Source organism: Streptomyces sp. NPDC008079, assembly GCF_042957385.1.
In the GTDB taxonomy this organism is placed as follows: Bacteria; Actinomycetota; Actinomycetes; order Streptomycetales; family Streptomycetaceae; genus Actinacidiphila.
The window spans coordinates 11,648-31,680 of record NZ_JBIBIC010000006.1; the positions used below are offsets into that span (position 1 = coordinate 11,648).

The following is a 20,033-nucleotide window of genomic DNA, read 5'->3' on the forward strand; positions in this document are numbered from 1 at the left end:
TCGGACACACCGCGATCGTCTTTTTGATCTAGGGGTTTACACCCCTACCGGCCCAGGTAGGGTCTGGAAACGTCCAGCTCCCCTTGGAGGAGGTGAGGACCGTGGCGGCCCACGACGACGACTACAACCGTGGCGGCCGACCCGCTCGTGGTTCGGAAGACCCCATGAGCCAGGTCGCCTTTCTTGAGCAGGAGATCGCCGTCCTGCGACGCAAGCTCGCCGATTCTCCGCGGCACACGAGGATTCTCGAGGAGCGGATCGTCGAGCTGCAGACCAACCTGGCAGGTGTGTCCGCGCAGAACGAACGGCTGGCGAACACCCTCCGGGAGGCCCGCGACCAGATCGTGGCCCTCAAGGAGGAAGTCGACCGGCTCGCGCAGCCACCTGCCGGCTTCGGCGTATTCCTTCAGGCGAATGACGACGGCACGGCCGACATCTTCACCGGCGGGCGCAAGCTCCGGGTGAACGTCAGCCCGGCCGTCGACCTCGAAGACCTCAGGCGCGGACAGGAGCTGATGCTCAACGAAGCGCTCAATGTGGTCGAGGCGATGGAGTTCGAGCGCGTCGGCGACATCGTCACCCTCAAGGAGGTCCTGGAGGACGGCGAGCGCGCCCTGGTGATCGGACACACCGACGAGGAGCGGGTGGTACGGCTCGCCGAACCTCTCCTCGACGGCGCCCTGCGGACCGGCGACGCCCTGCTGCTGGAACCGCGCTCCGGCTATGTCTACGAACGGGTCCCCAAGAGCGAGGTCGAAGAGCTCGTCCTCGAAGAGGTGCCCGACATCGACTACCGCCAGATCGGCGGACTCGGCGGCCAGATCGAGCAGATCCGCGACGCGGTGGAGCTGCCCTATCTGCACGCCGAACTCTTCAAGGAGTACGAACTGCGCCCGCCCAAGGGCGTGCTGCTCTACGGCCCTCCCGGCTGCGGAAAGACCCTCATCGCGAAGGCGGTCGCCAACTCGCTGGCGAAGAAGGTCGCCGAGGTCACCGGGCAGCCGCAGGGCAAGAGCTACTTCCTCAACATCAAGGGTCCCGAGCTGCTGAACAAGTACGTCGGCGAGACCGAGCGGCAGATCCGCCTGGTCTTCCAGCGTGCGCGGGAGAAGGCGAGCGAGGGCACCCCCGTCATCGTCTTCTTCGACGAGATGGAATCCCTCTTCCGCACCCGCGGATCCGGTGTCAGCTCGGACGTGGAGAACACCATCGTCCCGCAGCTCCTCGCCGAGATCGACGGTGTGGAGGGCCTGGAGAACGTCATCGTCATCGGCGCGTCCAACCGTGAGGACATGATCGACCCCGCGATCCTGCGGCCCGGCCGCCTGGACGTGAAGATCAAGATCGAGCGTCCCGACGCCGAAGCGGCCAAGGACATCTTCTCGAAGTACCTGGTCGACACCCTGCCGCTGCACACCGAGGACCTCTCGGAGCACGGCGGATCCAAGGCGGGCACCGTGGACGCCATGATCCAGTCGGTGGTCGAGCGGATGTACTCCGAGACGGAGGAGAACCGCTTCCTGGAGGTCACCTACGCCAACGGGGACAAGGAAGTCCTCTACTTCAAGGACTTCAACTCCGGAGCGATGATCCAGAACATCGTCGACCGGGCCAAGAAGATGGCGATCAAGGACTTCCTCGACCACGACCAGCGCGGCCTGCGCGTCTCCCACCTGCTCGCCGCCTGTGTGGACGAGTTCAAGGAGAACGAGGACCTGCCCAATACCACCAACCCCGACGACTGGGCCCGTATCTCCGGCAAGAAGGGCGAGCGGATCGTCTTCATCCGCACCCTGGTGACCGGAAAGCAGGGCGCGGACACCGGACGCTCCATCGACACCGTGGCGAACACGGGACAGTATCTGTAAGCACTACCCTCCGGCTGCGGGTCCCCACAGCGGGTACCCGCAGCCGGTGTGTTTCCGGCTCAGCACGGGCCGGAGCCGGGCAAGGAGGGCCGCATGACCGTACGGCGAGTAATGGGCATCGAGACGGAGTACGGCATCTCGGTCCCCGGCCACCCCAACGCCAATGCCATGCTCACCTCGTCCCAGATCGTCAACGCCTACGCGGCGGCGATGCACCGGGCCAGGCGGGCCCGCTGGGATTTCGAGGAGGAGAACCCGCTGCGGGACGCCCGGGGCTTCGACCTCGCCCGGGACTCGGCCGACTCCACGCAGCTCACCGACGAGGACATCGGCCTGGCCAATGTGATCCTCACCAATGGCGCGCGGCTGTACGTCGACCACGCGCACCCCGAGTACTCCTCGCCCGAGATCACCAATCCGCGGGACGCGGTGCTGTGGGACAAGGCGGGCGAGCGCATCATGGCCGAGGCGGCGCTGCGGGCGGCGCAGCTCCCCGGCGCGCAGCCGATCCACCTCTACAAGAACAACACCGACAACAAGGGCGCGTCCTACGGCACGCACGAGAACTACCTGATGAAGCGGGAGACCCCGTTCTCGGACATCGTGCGGCACCTGACGCCCTTCTTCGTCTCGCGCCAGGTCGTGACCGGCGCGGGCCGGGTCGGCATCGGCCAGGACGGCCGTGAGGACGGCTTCCAGATCAGCCAGCGCGCCGACTACTTCGAGGTCGAGGTGGGCCTGGAGACCACCCTCAAGCGCCCGATCATCAACACCCGCGACGAACCGCACTCCGACGCCGAGAAGTACCGCAGGCTCCATGTGATCATCGGCGACGCGAACCTCTCCGAGATCTCGACCTACCTCAAGCTGGGCACCACCGCGCTGGTGCTCTCCATGATCGAGGACTCCTTCATCAAGGTGGACCTGGCCGTCGACCAGCCGGTCCGCACCCTGCACGAGGTCTCCCACGACCCCACACTGCGACAGCTCGTCACGCTGCGTAATGGCCGGACGCTGACCGCGGTACAGCTCCAGATGGAGTATTTCGAGCTGGCCCGCAAATACGTCGAGGAGCGCTACGGCGTCGACGCGGACCCGCAGACCCGCGATGTGCTGGCCCGCTGGGAGGACGTGCTCAACCGGCTGGAGAACGACCCGATGAGCCTGTCGGGCGAGCTGGACTGGATCGCCAAGCGCGAGCTGCTGGAGGGCTACCGGCGCCGCGACAACCTGGGCTGGGACGCCGCCAGGCTGCACCTGGTCGACCTCCAGTACGCCGACGTACGCCCCGACAAGGGCCTCTACAACCGGCTGGTGGAGCGCGGCCGCATGCGGCGGCTGCTGGACGAGCCCGATGTCGTCAGGGCCGCCACCAAGCCGCCCGAGGACACTAGGGCGTACTTCCGCGGGCGCTGTCTCGAACAGTACGCGGACGACGTCGCCGCCGCCTCCTGGGACTCGGTGATCTTCGATCTGCCCGGCCGGGACTCGCTCCAGCGGGTTCCCACGCTGGAGCCGCTGCGGGGCACCCGCAAGCACGTGAAGGAGCTGCTGGACCGCTGTCGCACGGCGGAGGACCTGGTACGGATCCTTTCCGGCGGCTGATCCGCGGCTGAAACGGTCCAGAACCGGGAAACAACCCAGTGGCACTCGTACGTTGACGTAATCGAGCGCTGATGTCGGGCCCTGCTTGTAGGGTCTGATCTTGTAGGCAGTCAACCGAGCGCACGGAATAGCGGGGTGAGGGACATGGCTACCAAGGACACCGACGGCGGACAGCAGAAGGCGACGCGTTCCACGGAGGAGGTCGAGGAGGTCCAGCAGGACGCCCAGGCGGCCGACGACCTCAAGGAGCGCCAGGAGAAGCTCTCCGACGACGTGGACTCGGTGCTGGACGAGATCGACGACGTACTCGAGGAGAACGCCGAGGACTTCGTGCGTTCCTTCGTGCAGAAGGGCGGCGAGTAGGTGGCAGCCGGCACGTATGGCACCGGACGGCTCCCGGCGGCGTTCCTGACGCCGGGATCCTCCTCCTTCCTGGACTTCCTGGGCGACCACTCGCCGGAGCTGCTGCCGGGCAACCGGTCGCTCCCGCCGGTCAAGGGCGCCGTCGAACTCCCGCACGGCACCACCATCGTGGCCGCCACCTTCAGCGGCGGGGTCATCCTCGCCGGTGACCGGCGGGCCACGATGGGCAATGTCATCGCCCAGCGCGACATCGAGAAGGTCTTCCCCGCCGACGAGTTCTCGGCGGTCGGCATCGCGGGCACCGCGGGCCTCGCGGTGGAGATGGTCAAGCTCTTCCAACTGGAGCTGGAGCACTACGAGAAGATCGAAGGGGCGACGCTGTCCCTGGAGGGCAAGGCCAACCGGCTGTCCACCATGATCCGCGGCAACCTCGGCATGGCGCTCCAAGGGCTGGCCGTCGTCCCGCTCTTCGCCGGATACGACACCGAGCGCGAGAAGGGCCGCATCTTCTCGTACGACGTGACCGGCGGCCGCAGCGAGGACGTGGGCTTCACCGCGACCGGCTCCGGCTCGGTCTACGCCCGCAGCTCGCTGAAGAAGCTCTACCGCAGCGACCTCACCGAGCGTCAGTTGGCCACCGCCGTCATCCAGGCGCTCTACGACGCCGCGGACGACGACTCGGCCACCGGCGGCCCCGACATCACCCGGCGGATCTACCCGATCGTCGCGGTGATCACCGAAGAGGGCTTCCGCAGGCTCAGCGAGGCCGAGGTCTCCGAGATCGCCCGCGCCGTGCTGGACGGACGTCTGGAGCACCCCGACGGCCCGCGGGCCGAAGTGCTCTGAGAGCCGGTCAGTTGAGAACCGGTCAAGCGACGCATCCCTCAGAGCCGACAGCAGAAAGGCACGGTTAGCCGGTGTCCACGCCCTTTTACGTTTCACCTCAGCAGGCCATGGCCGACCGCGCCGAGTACGCCCGCAAGGGCATCGCGCGTGGCCGCAGCGTCGTCGTGCTCCAGTACACCGACGGCATCGTCTTCGTCGCCGAGAACCCGTCCCGCGCACTCCACAAGGTCAGCGAGATCTACGACCGGATCGCCTTCGCGGCGGTCGGCAAGTACAACGAGTTCGAGAATCTGCGGATCGGCGGCGTGCGCTACGCCGATCTGCGCGGATACACCTACGACCGCGAGGACGTGACGGCCCGTGGGCTGGCCAACGTCTACGCGCAGACCCTGGGCACCATCTTCTCCAGCGTGGGGGAGAAGCCCTACGAGGTCGAGCTGATCGTCGCGGAGGTCGGCTCGGCGCCCGAGGACGACCAGATCTACCGGCTGCCGCACGACGGGTCGATCGTCGACGAGCACGGCGCGGTCGCGGTCGGCGGCAACTCCGACCAGATCGGCAGCTACCTCGACCAGCGGCACCGCGACGGCATGACGCTCGCCGAGGCGCTGGCGCTGGCCGTCGAATCCCTCGGCCGCGACAACAACGGCAGCGACCGCCAGCTCACCGCCGAGCAGTTGGAGGTCGCCGTCCTCGACCGCACCCGCCCCCAGCAGCGCAAGTTCAAGCGCATCCTCGGCCGCCAGCTCTCCCGCCTGCTGGAGACCGAGTCCGCCTCGACGGCCACCACGGACGACCCCTCGGACGAGGAGGAGTAGCGCCCCGCACGGGCGCCGCCCGCCCCCCCGCGGGGGGGGCGGGCGGCGACCTGGCGAGGGGTCAGGCCGGCGGCGGGGCCGAGGAGCCGCGGACGACGAGTTCGACGGGGAGTTCCACCGGCCCGACGGAGCCCCCGTCGAGAAGGCTGAGCAGCGCGGTCATACCGCGGTCCCCGACCGCCTCGGCGGGCAGCCGCACGCTGGTCAGCTCGGGATCGAGCGCGGTGGCCAACGCCAGATCGTCGAAGCCGGTGACGGACAGGTCCGCGGGCACCCGGAGCCCCAGGCTCCTGGCGGCCTTGCACGCCCCCGCGGCCAGGATGTCGTCGTCGCACAGCAGGGCGGTGGGCCGGGGGCCCGGCCCGCGCAGAGCGCGCAGGGCGGCGGAGCGACCGGAGTCCACGTCCAGGGAGCAGCGCTCGGAGGTGAGTTCCGCTCCGGGAACCGCGGCCAGCTCGGCCGCGACCGTCCGCGTGCGCTCGTGGAACGTCCAACTGTCGATGTCGGCCGCGACATGGGCGATCCGCCGGTGCCCGAGCGCGACGAGGTGGCGCACCACCTGCCGGAATCCGTCGCCGACCGCCAGGTCGACCGTGGGGGGACCGCCCGGCGCCGCCGGACCGCTGTCCAGCATCACCAGCGGCAGTTCACCGCCGCCGATGCCGGTCAGGGCGTCCGCGGCCATCGAGGAGGCGATGACCCCGTCGATGGCCGCCCGGGCGGAGCCGAAGGGGTCGCGGGCCGGTCCGACGCCGTCGGGTGACGGGTAGAGCACCACGCCGAAGCCGTGCTCGGCGGCGACCAGCGCCGCCCCCGTGTAGACGCGGGCGAAGTACTCGTTGGTGAGCGCGGGCACCACCATCAGGGCCGTCCGGGTGCGGCCGAGCCGCAGATTGCGGGCGGCGAGATTCGGCCGGTAGCCGAGCCGCCCCGCCGCGTCCCGTACGGCGTGCGCCGTCCGCTCCGACACCCGGCCGTGCCACTTCCCGCCGAGCACGAGCGAGACCGTCGCCTGCGACACTCCGGCCGCCCGCGCGACGTCACGAGAGGTCGGCCGCGTACTCCCCGTCAACCTTCCGCACCCTTCCCGTTCGCTCCTGCGGGTGGACCCGCCGACTGCCGACATGGTACGTATGACCGTAGACGTTATACGTAACACGTGAGCGGTCGCGGCCTTCGGGTCGCGGTGCGGGTCGCGGCCGTGACCCGCCGGTCACGGCGGCGAGGCACCGGGGACCGCCGGGGGAGAGGGGCCGGGATGGCTGGGCAGACCGCGGGATACGGGGACCTGCTGCGTACACGGCACGCCGCACGGCTGCTCGGCGGGACCCTCCTCGGACGGCTGCCCAACGCCATGGCGGCGCTCGCCATCGTGCTCTTCGCGCGCTCCGAGGGCGCCGGATACGGCCTCGCGGGCACCCTGTCCGCGATCTACGGCGCCGCCGTCGCCATCGGGCAGCCGCTGCTCGGCCGGGCCGTCGACCGGCGCGGCCAGCCGCGGGTGATGACCGCCGCCGCGCTGCTGGCCGCGGCGGGCTTCGGACTGCTCGCGGCCGTCGGCCCCGACCCGCTGCCGCTGGCCGTCGCCGCCGTCGTCCTGGCCGGGGTCGCCACACCGCCGCTGGAGGGCGGCCTGCGGGCCCTGTGGGCCTCCGTGCTGCGCGACGAGGAGCGGGTGCAGAAGGCGTACGCGCTGGACGCCGCCGCGCAGGAGGTGCTGTTCACCCTCGGGCCGCTGCTGGTGACCGTCATCGTCTCGGCCGCCTCGCAGGCCGTCGCCCTGATCGTCACCGGCGCGCTCGGCGTCGCGGGCACCCTCGTCGTGGTGACCTCCCGCCCCTCCCGGCAGTGGCGGGCCGTCCCGCACGAGGCCCACTGGCTCGGCGCGCTGCGCTCACCGGGCCTCGCCGTCCTGCTCGGCGCCTTCTTCTTCGTCGGCATCGCCCTCGGCGCCGTCTCGCTGGCCGCCGTGGCCTACGGCGACGCGCACGGCGGCGGCCCGGTCGCCGCGTACGTCCTGGCCGCCAACGGCGCGGGCGCCCTCGTCGGCGGCCTCACCTACGGCGCCCGCGTCTGGTCCGGCGTGCCCGAGCGCCGCCTGCGGCTGCTCTCGGTCGGCCTCGCCCTCTGCTACCCGCCGCTGGCGCTGGTGCCGGGCCTGCCCTGGATGCTGCCGCTGGCCGCGCTCGCCGGACTCTTCCTCGCCCCCGCCCTGGCCTGCGGCTTCCTCGTGGTCGACCGACACGCCCCGGCCGGCACCGTCACCGAGGCGTTCTCCTGGGTGGTGACCTCCGCCGGGGTCGGCGCGGCGCTCGGCACGGCCGCCGCCGGAGTCGCCGCCCAACACGGCGGAACGGCCGCCGGATTCGGGGTCGCGGGCGCGGGCGGCGCGGTCGCGATGCTCGTCCTGCTGTGCACCGGCCGAATCCTGACGCCGCCAAACCTCCGGAGCCCCTCCGAAAAAGATCGAAACGGAGCGGTCGAACCTCGTTTCAGCACCACGCATCAGGCGTAATGTTCAGACATGGACCGCCGCATTTTCGGGCTGGAGAACGAGTACGGCGTCACATGCACGTTCAGGGGACAGCGGCGTCTGTCCCCTGACGAGGTGGCGCGGTACCTCTTCCGCCGTGTCGTGTCATGGGGCCGGAGCAGCAATGTTTTCCTCCGCAACGGTGCCCGCCTCTATCTCGACGTCGGTTCGCACCCGGAGTACGCCACTCCCGAGTGCGACAACGTCACCGAACTCGTCACGCACGACAAGGCCGGCGAACGCATCCTTGAGGGCCTTCTCGTGGACGCCGAACGACGCCTTCACGAAGAGGGCATCGCAGGCGATGTGTACCTCTTCAAGAACAACACCGACTCGGCCGGCAACTCCTACGGATGTCACGAGAATTACCTGGTCGCCAGGCACGGAGAATTCTCCCGGCTCGCCGACATCCTCATTCCGTTCCTCGTCACCCGGCAGCTTCTGTGCGGCGCGGGGAAGGTGCTCCAGACCCCGCGCGGCGCCGTTTTCTGCGTGAGCCAGCGGGCCGAGCACATCTGGGAGGGTGTCAGCTCCGCCACCACCCGCTCCCGTCCGATCATCAACACCCGCGACGAGCCGCACGCCGACGCCGAGCGCTACCGGCGCCTGCACGTCATCGTCGGCGACTCCAACATGTCCGAGACCACGATGCTGCTCAAGGTCGGCGCCACCGACCTCGTCCTGCGGATGATCGAGGCGGGCACCGTGATGCGCGACCTGACCCTGGAGAACCCGATCCGGGCCATCCGCGAGGTCAGCCACGACATCACCGGCCGCCGCAAGGTCCGGCTCGCCTCGGGCCGCGAGGCGTCCGCCCTGGACATCCAGCAGGAGTACTACTCCAAGGCCGTCGAGTTCTGCGAGCGCCGCGGCATCCGCAGCGGTGTCATCGAGCAGGTCCTGGAGCTGTGGGGCCGCACCCTGGACTCCATCGGCAGCGGCGACCTCGCCCGGATCGGCACCGAGATCGACTGGGTGATGAAGTACCAGCTCATCGAGCGCTACCGGAACCGGGACAACATCACGATGTCCCACCCCCGGGTCGCCCAGATCGACCTCGCCTACCACGACATCCACCGCCGCCGCGGCCTGTACTACCTGCTGGAACGCAAGGGCCAGGCCAAGCGGATCTGCACCGACCTGAAGATCTTCGAGGCCAAGTCGGTGCCCCCGCAGACCACCAGGGCGCGGCTGCGCGGCGACTTCATCCGCCGTGCGCAGGAACAGCGCCGCGACTTCACCGTCGACTGGGTGCACCTGAAGCTCAACGACCAGGCGCAGCGCACCGTGCTGTGCAAGGACCCCTTCCGGTCGGTCGACGACCGGGTGGAGAAGCTCATCGCCGGCATGTAGGCCGGTACGCGAGCCGATATGTCCTACCGGCGGCGTGACATCCCGGTACGACCTGTCGGTTAGACGTACCGGCGCACGCCATGACCCGGCGTCACAGACGGCACACAGGCCCCGTGCAGAACTCGTACGGGGCCTGTGGCACGCCGTAGGGTGTGGGACGGCATCCAGCCGCCGTTCCCGAACCCGATCCGAACCGAGGACATCCGTGCGCCGACGCTCCGTACTGCTCGCCGTGCCCGCGCTCATGCTCACCGCCGCCGGTTGTGGCAGCGACGACAGCAAGAGCAAGAGCGACCCGGCGGCATCCGAATCCCCCTCGACCTCGGGCTCGCCGTCCGCGTCCGCCACGCCCAGCACGAAGATCGTGGCGGGCCCCGTACCGGACATCACCGGCGGCACCAAGTTCGGCGAGAAGCCCACCGTCGCCAAGGGCACCGGCACCCCGTCCACCGACCTGGCCGTCAAGACCGTCATCCAGGGCGACGGCGCCGCCATCGTCGCGGGCGACTACGTCACGACCAACTACCTCGGCCAGATCTGGGACACCGCCAAGGTCTTCGACACCTCCTACGGCCGCGCGCCGTACACCAACGTCATCGGCCAGGGGAAGGTCATCCCCGGCTGGGACAAGGGCCTGGTCGGCCAGAAGGTCAACAGCCGCGTCGAGATGGCGATCCCGCCGGCCCTGGGCTACGGCACCTCGGGCAACTCCCAGGCGGGCATCAAGGGCACCGACACGCTGGTCTTCGTGATCGACGTGCTGGCGACCTACAACGCCAAGAGCTCCGCCAAGGGCAAGGCCGTCCCGCAGAACGACGCGAATCTGCCGAAGGTCGGCACCAACACCGACGGCAAGGCGCCCAGCATCACGGTGCCCAAGGTCAAGGCGCCGACCAAGCTGGTCTCCGAGTACATCCTGGAGGGCGACGGCACCGCGGTGAAGGCCACCGACACGCTGCTGCTCCAGTACAAGGGCGTGCTGTGGGACGGCGGCAAGGAGTTCGACGCCAGCTACACCGCCGGTCAGCTCGCCGCCTTCCCGCTCGCGCAGCTCATCAAGGGCTGGCAGGAGGGCCTGGTCGGCAAGAAGGCGGGCAGCCGCGTCATGCTGGTGACCCCCGGAGACCTGGCCTACGGCGCCACGCCGCCCAGCGGCAGCAACATCCCGGCCAACGCCACCCTGGTCTTCTCCTTGGACATCCTGGCGATTCTGTAAGACTGTCCAGGTTGCCCGCAACGCACAAGGAGCATTGAAGTGAGCATCGAGAAGCCCGAGATCGACTTCCCGGGCGGCGAGCCGCCGGCCGACCTGGAGATCAAGGACATCTGGGAGGGCGACGGCCCGGTCGCCAAGGCCGGGGACACGGTCTCCGTCCACTACGTCGGCGTGGCCTTCTCCTCCGGCGAGGAGTTCGACGCGAGCTGGAACCGCGGCTCCGCGCTCCAGTTCAAGCTCGGCGTCGGACAGGTCATCGCCGGCTGGGACCAGGGCGTGCAGGGCATGAAGGTCGGCGGTCGCCGCCAGCTCATCATCCCCGCGCACCTCGCCTACGGCGACCGCGGCGCCGGCGCCGCGATCAAGCCCGGCGAGACCCTGATCTTCGTCTGCGACCTCGTCGCCGTCTGATCGGGCCCGTCCGCACAGCCGTCACAGGAGCCCCGGCCTGCCAGGCCGGGGCTCCTCGGCTTTTGTCGCGGGACCTCGGGGCGGTACGGTCGGCGACGAGAGCCGAACGAAGGGTGCGGGATGGCGATTGCCAAGGCTGAGCGGTTGATGAATCTCGCACTGTGCCTGATGAACACCCGGCGGCCGGTCAGCAAACGCGAGCTGCGCAGCTCCATCGAGGCGTACCACGAGGTCACCTCCGACGACTCCTTCAACCGGATGTTCGAACGGGACAAGGACGACCTGCGCGAGCTGGGTCTGGTCATCGACACGGTGGAGAGCATCGACGGCGAGTTCGGCTACCTGGCGCGGCGCGACCGCAACCGGCTGCCCGACATCGCCCTCGACCCCGAGGAGGCCGCCGCGCTCGCGCTGGCCGCCAAGGTCTGGCAGCAGGCCAGATTCGCCGAGGCCGCCAGCGGCGCGCTCCAGAAGCTGCGCGCGGCGGGCGTCCCGTACGAGGACACCCACAGCGCCCTCGAACCGCGCATCCCCACGCCGGAACCCGCCTTCGAGGCCCTGATGCTCGCCACCCGCGAGCGGCGCGCCGTCTCCTTCGAGTACCGCAAGGCCAACGCCGCACGGCCGGAGCCGCGGCAGATCGAGCCGTGGGCGCTGGAGTGCTGGCGCGGCCACTGGTACGTGGCGGGCTGGGACCGCGACCGCGGCGCCGTCCGCGTCTTCCGGCTCTCCCGGATCAGCGGCAAGGTCCGCGCCCGCGGCGCCTTCACCACCGAGGTGCCCGCGCACGTCGACGTCCGCGAGGCGGTGGCCCGCTGGGCGGGCGAGGGCGCCACCGCCACCGCCCGCATCCGGCTGCGCCGCGACAGCGGCTACCCGCTGCGCTCCCGCGCCGTGACGACCACCCCGGTGGACGCCGACTGGGACGAGCTGGAGATCCCGTACGGGCACGGACTCGACGCCTGGCTGGCCGAGTTCGGCCCCGACGTACTCGTCCTGGCGCCCGAGGAGCTGCGCACGGACGTACTGGACCGGCTGCGCGCCGTGGCGAAGGGCTGACGTGGCCGACGTGAGCGACGCACGCGGGGCCGCCGGGCGGCGGACCAGAACGACGGCCGCGGCCTTGCGCCGGGCGGGCACGGAAGCGAAGAACAGGCGGGGGACGGCGGCGTGAGCAACGCGATCGACCAGACGCGCAGGATGCTGTCCCTGGTGACGTATCTGCGGGAGCGGCCCGGAGCACGGGTCAGCGAGGTGGCACGGGCCTTCGGGGTGACCGAGGCCGAGCTGATCGGCGACCTCAATGTGCTGCCGCTGTGCGGCACCAGCTTCCGCGGCGGCGACCTGCTGGACATCGACACCGACGGCGAACGGATCTGGTGGCACAACCCCGGCACCGCGGACGACGTGGCGCAGCCGCTGCGGCTGGCCGCGGACGAGGCCACCGCGCTGCTGGTGGCCGCCCGCGCGGTGGCCAATCTGCCGGGCCTGCGGGACAGCGACCGGCAGGCGCTGCTGCGCGCCGGGGCGAAGCTGGAGGCCGCCGCGGGCGAGGCGGCCGGGGCCAGCGCGCAGCTCTCGGTGACCTTCGAGTCCGAGGGCAGCGTGTTCGCCACCGTGGACCGGGCGATCACCGAGCGGCAGCGGCTGTGGATGCGCTACTACTCGCCCGCCAGGGACGCGCTGACCGAGCGCGAGGTCGACCCGATCCGGCTGTTCGCCGTCGGCCACACCTACTTCGAGGGCTGGTGCCGCCTCTCGGAGGACCGGCGCACCTTCCGGCTGGACCGGGTCGAGGAGATCCGGCTGCTGGACGAGCCGTCCGACCCGCCGCGGCTCCAGCCGCGCGACCTGTCGCAGGGCCTGGTCCAGCCCGCGGGCGACGACCCCGAGGTAGTGATCGAAGTGGGCCCCGGCGGGCGCTGGGTCGCGGAATACTATCCGCACGACAGTGCCGAGGAGCAGCCCGACGGCGGCCTGCGCATCACCTTGCGCACCCCCGACCCCGGGTCGCTGCGGCGGCTCGCGCTGCGGCTCGGCAAGGACGGCCGGATCGTGTCGCCCCCCGAACTGGCGGGGGACGCGCGCGACGCCGCCGTGCTGGCGCTCGCCGCCTACGGGGAGTGAGAGGACATCACGATGACGGCCACGGCGTCCGGCTGCGCGCCCATGACCATGCCCGTGCTCTTCCGCGCGGGCTGCCCGCACTGCCGCACCAGCTTCGAACTGTCCGCGGGAGCGCTGCTGCTGGCGATCGGCGGCTCGGCGCGTACGACCTTCTACTCCTTCACCTGCCCCGAGTGCGACACCGCCGTCCGCAAACCGGCGGGGGAGCGGATCGTCGAACTGCTCACGGTCGGCGGGGTCCGCACGATGCGGCTCCACGCCCACTGACGGGTGTTCACGTCGGGCGGCCGCGGACAGGGCCGGTGCGCACGGGGGGCGGTACGGAACAGGCCGGTACGGAACAGGCCGGTACCGGTGGCGTCGGCGCGGAAACGGAACCGGTAGGCTCGCGGCCCATGTGGTGGCTCTATCTCTGCGTCGGCCTGGCGACCGCGGGACTCCTGGTGCTCGGGGTGCTGGCGGTCCGGGTCTTCGCCGCCGTCCAGGAACTGGCCCGGCAGGTGGCCGCGGCCACCGACGCGCTGGCCGCCGCGGGCGACCGTCTGCAGCGCGCCGCCCGCCCGTTGAGCGAGCGTGCCGGGCAGATCTCCAGAAGCTGAGCCTGCCGCGAGGCCGCGAACGCGGGGTACGCTGACCGGGCGGCCCGTACTCACGAGCGCGGCGAGGGTCGCAATCCGGCGGATTCCGGGGCATTCCCCGGTGTTCACCGGTGCACGATACGATCACAGCCAGCGCGGCGGCCGGGCACCTGCCCGAATCGTCGTGCACCTGCGGAAGCGGACGCGCGAGCGCCACGCCCTCGCAGTCACGGAACACGCCGCCCACCGGTGAGAAGGTAGACATTTTATGCTCGGCAATCTCAAGCCCCTAGAGATCGTCCTGATCCTTCTCGTCGTCGTCCTGCTCTTCGGCGCGAAGAAGCTGCCCGACATGGCCCGGTCGCTCGGCAAGTCGGCGCGCATCCTCAAGAGCGAGGCCAAGGCGATGAAGAACGACGACTCCGGCACCGCGGAGTCCACCGCCGCCCCGGCTCCCCAGGAGCAGGCCGCACCCCGCACCATCCAGGCCGCGCCCGGCGACACCACGAGCGCCCGTCCGGTCTCCGAGCCGGCGGACCGCACGCCCCAGGCCTGACCTGACCCTCTGCTGAAGGACGAAGCCGACCGCGAGCCGGGCGGCTGCCGCACGAGACGAGGACGTGGGTGCTCAAGACTGCCCGCAAGCAGGAGAAGGACCCCGAGGGGCGGATGCCCCTCGCGGACCACCTGCGTGAGCTGCGCAACAGGCTGGCCAAGTCCGTCCTGGCGATCCTGGCCGTCACGATCGTGGCTGCGTTCGTCTACAAGGACATCATTCACTTCTTCCAGCACCCGATCCTCAAGTCGGTCGGCTGTGTGGACGGTGCGACGCACCAGAAGAACGGCCAGCCCTGCGCCCAGATGACCGTCAACGGTCTGCTCGGCGGTTTCTCCATCGCGCTGAAGGTCTCGCTGATGGCGGGCATCCTCTGCGCCTCGCCGGTCTGGCTCTACCAGCTCTGGGCATTCCTCGCGCCCGGTCTGCACCGCAGCGAGAAGCGGTACACCCTCGGCTTCGTCGGCGCGGGCGTCCCGCTCTTCTTCGCCGGTGCCTGGCTGGCCTACGCGATCCTGCCGCAGACCGCCAGGATCATGATCGGCTTCGTGCCGGACGACACCACCAACCTGCTGGCCCTGGACGACTTCCTCGACCTCGTCGTCCGCATGGTGATCGTCTTCGGTCTCGCCTTCGAACTGCCCCTGGTGCTGGTGCTGCTCAACTTCACCGGCATGGTCAGCGGCCGTCGCATGCTCGGCTGGTGGCGCGGCATGGTGATCGGCATCACCGTCTTCGCCGCGGTCGCCACGCCCACCGGCGACCCGCTCACCATGTGCCTGCTGGCCGCGCCGATCGTCTTCCTGTACTTCGTCGCCATGGGCATCTGCTTCTTCAACGACAGCCGCCGCAAGCGCCGACTCGAAGCGAACCCGGACTACGCCCTCGACCCGGACGAGGCGTCCACCCTGGACCACGTCCCGGAGCAGATCGCCGCCGAGCCGTACGAGGACCGGACCGGCGAGCGCGTCGACGACGGCTACGACGACGCGACCTGAGCGCCCGGCCGCCCGGCCGACCCCTGACACCGCCGCCCCCCACCGCTACTGGTGGGGGGCGGCTGTCCGGTAGGGTCCGCGCGTGACCAGCGAGATCACCCTCTTCGTCAATCCCGTCGCCGGACGCGGCCGGGGCGCCCGCGCCGCCCAGCCCGCCGCCCACGCGCTCCGCGAAGCCGGTTACGGCGTCCGTACCGTCGTGGGCGAGGACGCGGCCGACGCGCTGGCCCGCGCCCGGCAGGCCGTCGACAGCGGTACGGGGGCGCTGGTCGCGGTCGGCGGTGACGGCATGGTCTCGCTGGCCCTCCAGGCGGTCGCCGGGACCGACACGCCGCTCGGCGTGGTCGCCGTCGGCACCGGCAACGACTTCGCGCGGGTCAACGGCCTGCCGGTCCGGGACGCCGCGGCGGCCGGTAGGGGCATCGCCGAGGCGCTGCGGGACGGCCGCAGCCGGGCGCTGGACCTGGGCAGGACCGGGGAGCGCTGGTTCGGCACCGTCCTCGCCTCCGGCTTCGACTCGCGGGTCAACGACCGCGGCAACCGTATGCGCTGGCCCGTGGGCCGCTTCCGCTACGACCTGGCGATGCTCGCGGAGCTGGCGGCGCTGCGGCCGATCCCGTACCGGGTGACCTTCGACGACGCGCCGGAACGGCAGATCGAGGCCACGCTCATAGCCGTCGGCAACGGCTCGTCGTACGGCGGCGGCATGCGGATCTGCGCGGACGCGGTGATGGACGACGGGCTCTTCGACGTGTGCGTGGTCGGCCCGTGCAGCCGCACCACCCTGCTGCGGGTCTTCCCCCGCGTCTACCGGGGCACCCACCCGAGCCACCCGGTCGTCACCGTGCACCGCGCGGCCCGCGTCCGGCTGGACGTCGACCCGGCGCAGGGCGTGACCGGCTACGCGGACGGCGAGCGGATCGGGCCGCTGCCACTGGTCGCCGAGACGGTGCCGAAGGCCGTACGGCTGCTGGTCTGAGCCGGTTGCCGCGCGGGTGCGCGGTGCCCCATGGGGGACCTGATCCGGTCGGCGTGGCGGGCCTGATCCGGGCGGCGCGGCGGGCCTGATCCGGCCGCTCGACGGGTATAGCGGCAATAAAGATCACGTGCCGTGTCAGTGGTGGCGGGTAGGCTCGGAGCCAAGATGACCGATGAGAAGTCCGCAGATGAGATGGCGCTCGATGAGATGTCGCCCGCCGAGCGCTTCGCCGCCAGCCGTCGCCGCGCAGCGGAGAACGCAACGGCCCTCGCCCAGTTCCGTGAGATGTACGAGTTCGGCCTCGACCCCTTCCAGGTCGAGGCGTGCCAGGCGCTGGAGGCGGGCAGCGGCGTCCTCGTCGCCGCCCCGACCGGCTCGGGCAAGACCATCGTCGGCGAGTTCGCCGTCCACCTCGCCCTCGCCGAGGGCCGCAAGTGCTTCTACACCACGCCCATCAAGGCCCTGTCCAACCAGAAGTACAGCGACCTCGCCAAGCGCTACGGCGCAGAGAAGGTCGGCCTGCTGACCGGTGACAACAGCGTCAACGGCGACGCGCCGGTGATCGTCATGACCACCGAGGTCCTGCGGAACATGCTGTACGCCGGCTCCGCCGCCCTCGACGGCCTCGGCTACGTGGTGATGGACGAGGTGCACTACCTCTCCGACCGCTTCCGCGGCGCCGTCTGGGAAGAGGTGATCATCCACCTCCCGCAGTCCGTCACCCTCGTGTCGCTCTCCGCGACCGTCTCCAACGCCGAGGAGTTCGGCGACTGGCTCGACACCGTCCGCGGCGACACCGAGGTCATCGTCTCCGAGCACCGCCCGGTCCCGCTGTGGCAGCACGTGCTGGCCGGCCGCCGGATGTACGACCTCTTCGAGGAGAAGGCCGGCGCCACCGACGGCAAGGGCCGCCGCGAGGTCAACGCCGATCTGGAACGGCTCGCGCGGATGGAGAACCAGCGCAGCTACCACCCGCGGGCCAAGCGCGGCCGCGAGGCCGACCGCGAGCGGGAGCGGCGCGCCCGCAGCCGGGTGTGGACGCCCAGCCGCGCCGAGGTCATCGACCGGCTGGACAACGAAGGACTGCTGCCCGCCATCACCTTCATCTTCAGCCGCGCGGGCTGCGAGGCCGCCGTCCAGCAGTGCCTCTACGCGGGCCTGCGGCTGAACACCGAGGACAAGCGCGCCCAGGTGCGCGCCATCGTGGAGGAGCGCACCCGCGCCATCCCCGACGAGGATCTGCACGTCCTGGGCTACTTCGAATGGCTCGAGGGCCTGGAGCGCGGCATCGCCGCCCACCACGCGGGCATGCTCCCGACCTTCAAGGAGGTCGTCGAGGAGCTCTTCGTCAAGGGCCTGGTCAAGGCGGTCTTCGCCACCGAGACGCTGGCGCTCGGCATCAACATGCCCGCCCGCTCCGTGGTGCTGGAAAAGCTCGTCAAGTGGAACGGCGAGACCCACGCCGACATCACCCCCGGCGAGTACACCCAGCTCACCGGCCGCGCGGGCCGCCGGGGCATCGACGTCGAGGGCCACGCCGTGGTGCTCTGGCAGCGCGGTTTCGACCCGGGCGCGGTCGCCGGACTCGCGGGTACCCGTACGTATCCGCTGCGGTCGTCCTTCAAGCCGTCGTACAACATGGCGGTCAACCTCGTGGGGCAGTTCGGGCGGCACCGCTCGCGCGAGCTGCTGGAGACGTCCTTCGCGCAGTTCCAGGCCGACCGCTCGGTGGTCGGCATCTCCAAGCAGGTGCAGCGCAACGAGGAAGGGCTCGACGGCTACAAGCAGTCGATGACCTGCCACCTCGGCGACTTCGACGCCTACATGCGGCTGCGGCGGGAGCTGAAGAAACGCGAGTCGGAACTGTCGAGGCAGGGCGCGATGCAGCGCCGCGCCGCGGCCTCCGACGCGCTGGAGAAGCTGAAGCCGGGCGACATCATCCACGTGCCCGCGGGCAAGTACGCCGGGCTCGCGCTGGTCCTGGAACCCGGTGTCCCCGCGGGCCGTTCCAACGGCCACCCGCATCGCAACGAGGAATTCGCCGACGGCCCGCGCCCGTTGGTGCTCACCGCGGAGCGCCAGGTCAAGCGGCTCGGGCAGATAGACTTCCCCGTTCCCGTCGAGGCGCTGGACCGGATGCGGATCCCCAAGTCCTTCAACCCGCGCAGCCCGCAGTCCCGGCGCGACCTCGCCTCCGCGATGCGCTCCAAGGCGGGCACCGCGGGCTGGGCCGCACCCTCACGGCACCGCAAGCAGCGGGCCGCCGCGGCCGACGACACCGAGATCTCCCGGCTGCGTACCGCGATCCGCGCGCACCCCTGCCACGGCTGCGAGGAACGCGAGGACCACGCCCGCTGGGCCGAGCGCTACCACCGACTGCGGCGCGACACCCAGCAGTTGGAGCGGCGCATCGAGGGCCGCACCAACACCATCGCCCGCACCTTCGACCGGATCTGCGCGCTGCTCACCGAACTGGGCTATCTCCAGGCCGAGAAGGTCACTCCCGAGGGGCGGCGGCTCGCCCGGCTCTACGGCGAGTTGGACCTGCTCGCCAGCGAATGCCTGCGCGAGGGCGTCTGGGACGGCCTCGGCCCGGCCGAACTGGCGGCCTGCGCCTCGGCGCTGGTCTACGAGACCCGGCAGGCCGACGACGCCGTCGCGCCCAAGCTGCCGACCGGCAACGCGAAGGAAGCCCTCGGCGAGATGGTCCGTATCTGGGGCCGTCTCGACGCGCTGGAGGAGTCCCACCACATCAACCAGGCCGAGGGCGTCGGCCAGCGCGAGCCCGACCTCGGCTTCGCCTGGCCCGCCTACCGCTGGGCCTCGGGCCACGGCCTGGACGCGGTCCTCTCCGACGCCGACATGCCCGCCGGTGACTTCGTCCGCTGGTGCAAGCAGCTCATCGACGTCCTGGGCCAGATCAGCGACGCCGCTCCGGAGGGCAGCCCGGTCCGCCGCAACGCCCGCCGGGCGGTCGACGGGCTGCGACGCGGGGTCGTCGCGTACTCCTCGGTGGGGTGAGCCGCCCCTGCGGCGTGCACCTGTGCGGCCCGGTCCCGGAGGATGACGGGCCGCACGGGCGGCCCGCGCATTGACTCACGGCATCACGGCCTTACGGCCGCACCGGCGGACCGGCGGACCGGCGCACCGGCGCACCGGCGCCCCGACACACCGCCGCACCGACTCACTGACCGGTGAGCTTGGTGCAGGTCAGAGAGCCGTTGACGGTGATCGACTTCCTGTCGTCGCCGTGGTTGCCCGCGATGACGAGGTCCTTCACCGTCACCTTCCAGGTCCCGGCGCTCTTGGCGGCCGTCACGCTGCCGGACGACCGCTGGGAGTACGAGTCGGTGGCCGTCGGCTGGAGCATGGCCAGCTTCTGGAGGCCGCCGGTCGTCGCGATGAACGACGGGGACTTCGGCGCCGACGCGTCCGTCCTGTCGGGGGCGGTCACCCCGACCAGCTTTCCCGCCACGATCTCGCAGGAGATCGCCGAGGTGAACAGGGCGGTCCCGGTGGTGTCCCCGGTGTAGTCCAGCCTGCCGTTGGCGTTCTTCGTCGGTACCGCCGAGGTCGTCGGCGTGGCCGACGGTGTCCCGGCCGACGCGGACGGTTTGGCGCTGTCGTCGGACGAGTCCGACGACGAACAGCCCGCCAGGGCCGTCCCGGTGAGCGTGGCGGTCAGCAGAGCGGTGGTGATTGCGGTGACGCGGCGCATACGGCCGTGGTCCTCCCCGTCGGTGAACAATCCGCACAGTGTACGGAGGGTGCCGCTGGGTGGC

Annotated in this window: 19 protein-coding genes; 17 read left to right on the forward strand and 2 right to left on the reverse strand. The window is 70.8% G+C overall.

The genetic code is table 11. The annotated features are described in order from the left end of the window. Positions 1-101: 101 nt before the first annotated feature. The 5 genes from arc (at position 102) to prcA (ending at position 5,500) form a co-directional block, all read left to right on the forward strand. Positions 102-1,868, forward strand: coding sequence for a proteasome ATPase (gene arc / locus ACFZAM_RS15370; RefSeq protein WP_355332999.1), 1,767 nt, complete (start codon positions 102-104; stop codon positions 1,866-1,868). 93 nt (positions 1,869-1,961) lie between these two features. Then, positions 1,962-3,473: a depupylase/deamidase Dop gene (dop, locus tag ACFZAM_RS15375; protein WP_391046233.1), complete on the forward strand. Its 1,512-nt coding sequence runs from the start codon at positions 1,962-1,964 to the stop codon at positions 3,471-3,473. 144 nt (positions 3,474-3,617) lie between these two features. Beyond that, positions 3,618-3,836, forward strand: a complete 219-nt coding sequence (locus ACFZAM_RS15380; RefSeq protein ID WP_188282985.1) for a ubiquitin-like protein Pup — start codon at positions 3,618-3,620, stop codon at positions 3,834-3,836. Beyond that, on the forward strand, positions 3,837-4,682 hold the full coding sequence (gene prcB, locus ACFZAM_RS15385) for a proteasome subunit beta (RefSeq protein WP_355332993.1): 846 nt from the start codon (positions 3,837-3,839) through the stop codon (positions 4,680-4,682). It abuts the gene before it with no gap. A gap of 71 nt (positions 4,683-4,753) precedes the next feature. Continuing rightward, positions 4,754-5,500, forward strand: coding sequence for a proteasome subunit alpha (gene prcA / locus ACFZAM_RS15390; RefSeq protein WP_188282987.1), 747 nt, complete (start codon positions 4,754-4,756; stop codon positions 5,498-5,500). 61 nt (positions 5,501-5,561) lie between these two features. Here the strand turns inward: prcA and ACFZAM_RS15395 are convergent, their stop codons facing one another. Beyond that, positions 5,562-6,626, reverse strand: coding sequence for a substrate-binding domain-containing protein (locus ACFZAM_RS15395; RefSeq protein ID WP_391046236.1), 1,065 nt, complete (start codon positions 6,624-6,626; stop codon positions 5,562-5,564). Positions 6,627-6,758: 132 nt separating this feature from the next. Between ACFZAM_RS15395 and ACFZAM_RS15400 the strand changes: the two genes are divergently transcribed. The 12 genes from ACFZAM_RS15400 to ACFZAM_RS15455 all read left to right on the forward strand — a co-directional run bounded on the left by ACFZAM_RS15400 (position 6,759) and on the right by ACFZAM_RS15455 (position 19,272). Next, entirely contained in the window at positions 6,759-8,015 is a 1,257-nt protein-coding gene (locus ACFZAM_RS15400; protein ID WP_391046238.1) for an MFS transporter, read from the forward strand. A gap of 9 nt (positions 8,016-8,024) precedes the next feature. Next, positions 8,025-9,386, forward strand: a complete 1,362-nt coding sequence (gene pafA, locus ACFZAM_RS15405) for a Pup--protein ligase (protein WP_355332986.1) — start codon at positions 8,025-8,027, stop codon at positions 9,384-9,386. Positions 9,387-9,591: 205 nt separating this feature from the next. Continuing rightward, positions 9,592-10,602, forward strand: a complete 1,011-nt coding sequence (locus ACFZAM_RS15410) for an FKBP-type peptidyl-prolyl cis-trans isomerase (protein ID WP_391046239.1) — start codon at positions 9,592-9,594, stop codon at positions 10,600-10,602. Between the two features lie 39 nt (positions 10,603-10,641). Beyond that, positions 10,642-11,013 carry an FKBP-type peptidyl-prolyl cis-trans isomerase gene (locus ACFZAM_RS15415; protein WP_188282992.1) on the forward strand — a complete coding sequence of 124 codons (372 nt, stop codon included), beginning with the start codon at positions 10,642-10,644 and terminating at the stop codon, positions 11,011-11,013. 120 nt (positions 11,014-11,133) lie between these two features. Continuing rightward, positions 11,134-12,072 (forward strand): WYL domain-containing protein, encoded by a 939-nt coding sequence (locus tag ACFZAM_RS15420; RefSeq protein WP_355332982.1) that lies wholly within the window; start codon positions 11,134-11,136, stop codon positions 12,070-12,072. Positions 12,073-12,213: 141 nt separating this feature from the next. Further along, positions 12,214-13,140, forward strand: coding sequence for a WYL domain-containing protein (locus ACFZAM_RS15425; protein WP_391046693.1), 927 nt, complete (start codon positions 12,214-12,216; stop codon positions 13,138-13,140). A gap of 12 nt (positions 13,141-13,152) precedes the next feature. Then, the gene (locus ACFZAM_RS15430; RefSeq protein WP_391046240.1) at positions 13,153-13,407 is read left to right on the forward strand and encodes a hypothetical protein; all 255 of its coding nucleotides are present in this window, start codon (positions 13,153-13,155) and stop codon (positions 13,405-13,407) included. A 128-nt stretch (positions 13,408-13,535) separates the two neighbouring features. Next, the gene (locus tag ACFZAM_RS15435; RefSeq protein ID WP_355332978.1) at positions 13,536-13,739 is read left to right on the forward strand and encodes a hypothetical protein; all 204 of its coding nucleotides are present in this window, start codon (positions 13,536-13,538) and stop codon (positions 13,737-13,739) included. A 247-nt stretch (positions 13,740-13,986) separates the two neighbouring features. Further along, entirely contained in the window at positions 13,987-14,274 is a 288-nt protein-coding gene (tatA, locus tag ACFZAM_RS15440; RefSeq protein WP_391046241.1) for a Sec-independent protein translocase subunit TatA, read from the forward strand. A gap of 68 nt (positions 14,275-14,342) precedes the next feature. Continuing rightward, complete coding sequence (tatC, locus tag ACFZAM_RS15445; RefSeq protein ID WP_355332976.1) at positions 14,343-15,272, forward strand: twin-arginine translocase subunit TatC; 930 nt, start codon at positions 14,343-14,345, stop codon at positions 15,270-15,272. An 82-nt stretch (positions 15,273-15,354) separates the two neighbouring features. Then, positions 15,355-16,251 (forward strand): diacylglycerol kinase, encoded by an 897-nt coding sequence (locus ACFZAM_RS15450; protein WP_391046243.1) that lies wholly within the window; start codon positions 15,355-15,357, stop codon positions 16,249-16,251. A 165-nt stretch (positions 16,252-16,416) separates the two neighbouring features. Next, a complete protein-coding gene (locus ACFZAM_RS15455; RefSeq protein WP_391046245.1) occupies positions 16,417-19,272 on the forward strand; it encodes a DEAD/DEAH box helicase in 2,856 nt (951 codons plus the stop codon). A gap of 163 nt (positions 19,273-19,435) precedes the next feature. Here ACFZAM_RS15455 and ACFZAM_RS15460 read toward each other — a convergent pair whose 3' ends face one another. Beyond that, positions 19,436-19,999 carry a hypothetical protein gene (locus tag ACFZAM_RS15460; protein ID WP_391046248.1) on the reverse strand — a complete coding sequence of 188 codons (564 nt, stop codon included), beginning with the start codon at positions 19,997-19,999 and terminating at the stop codon, positions 19,436-19,438. Between the last annotated feature and the right edge of the window lie 34 nt (positions 20,000-20,033).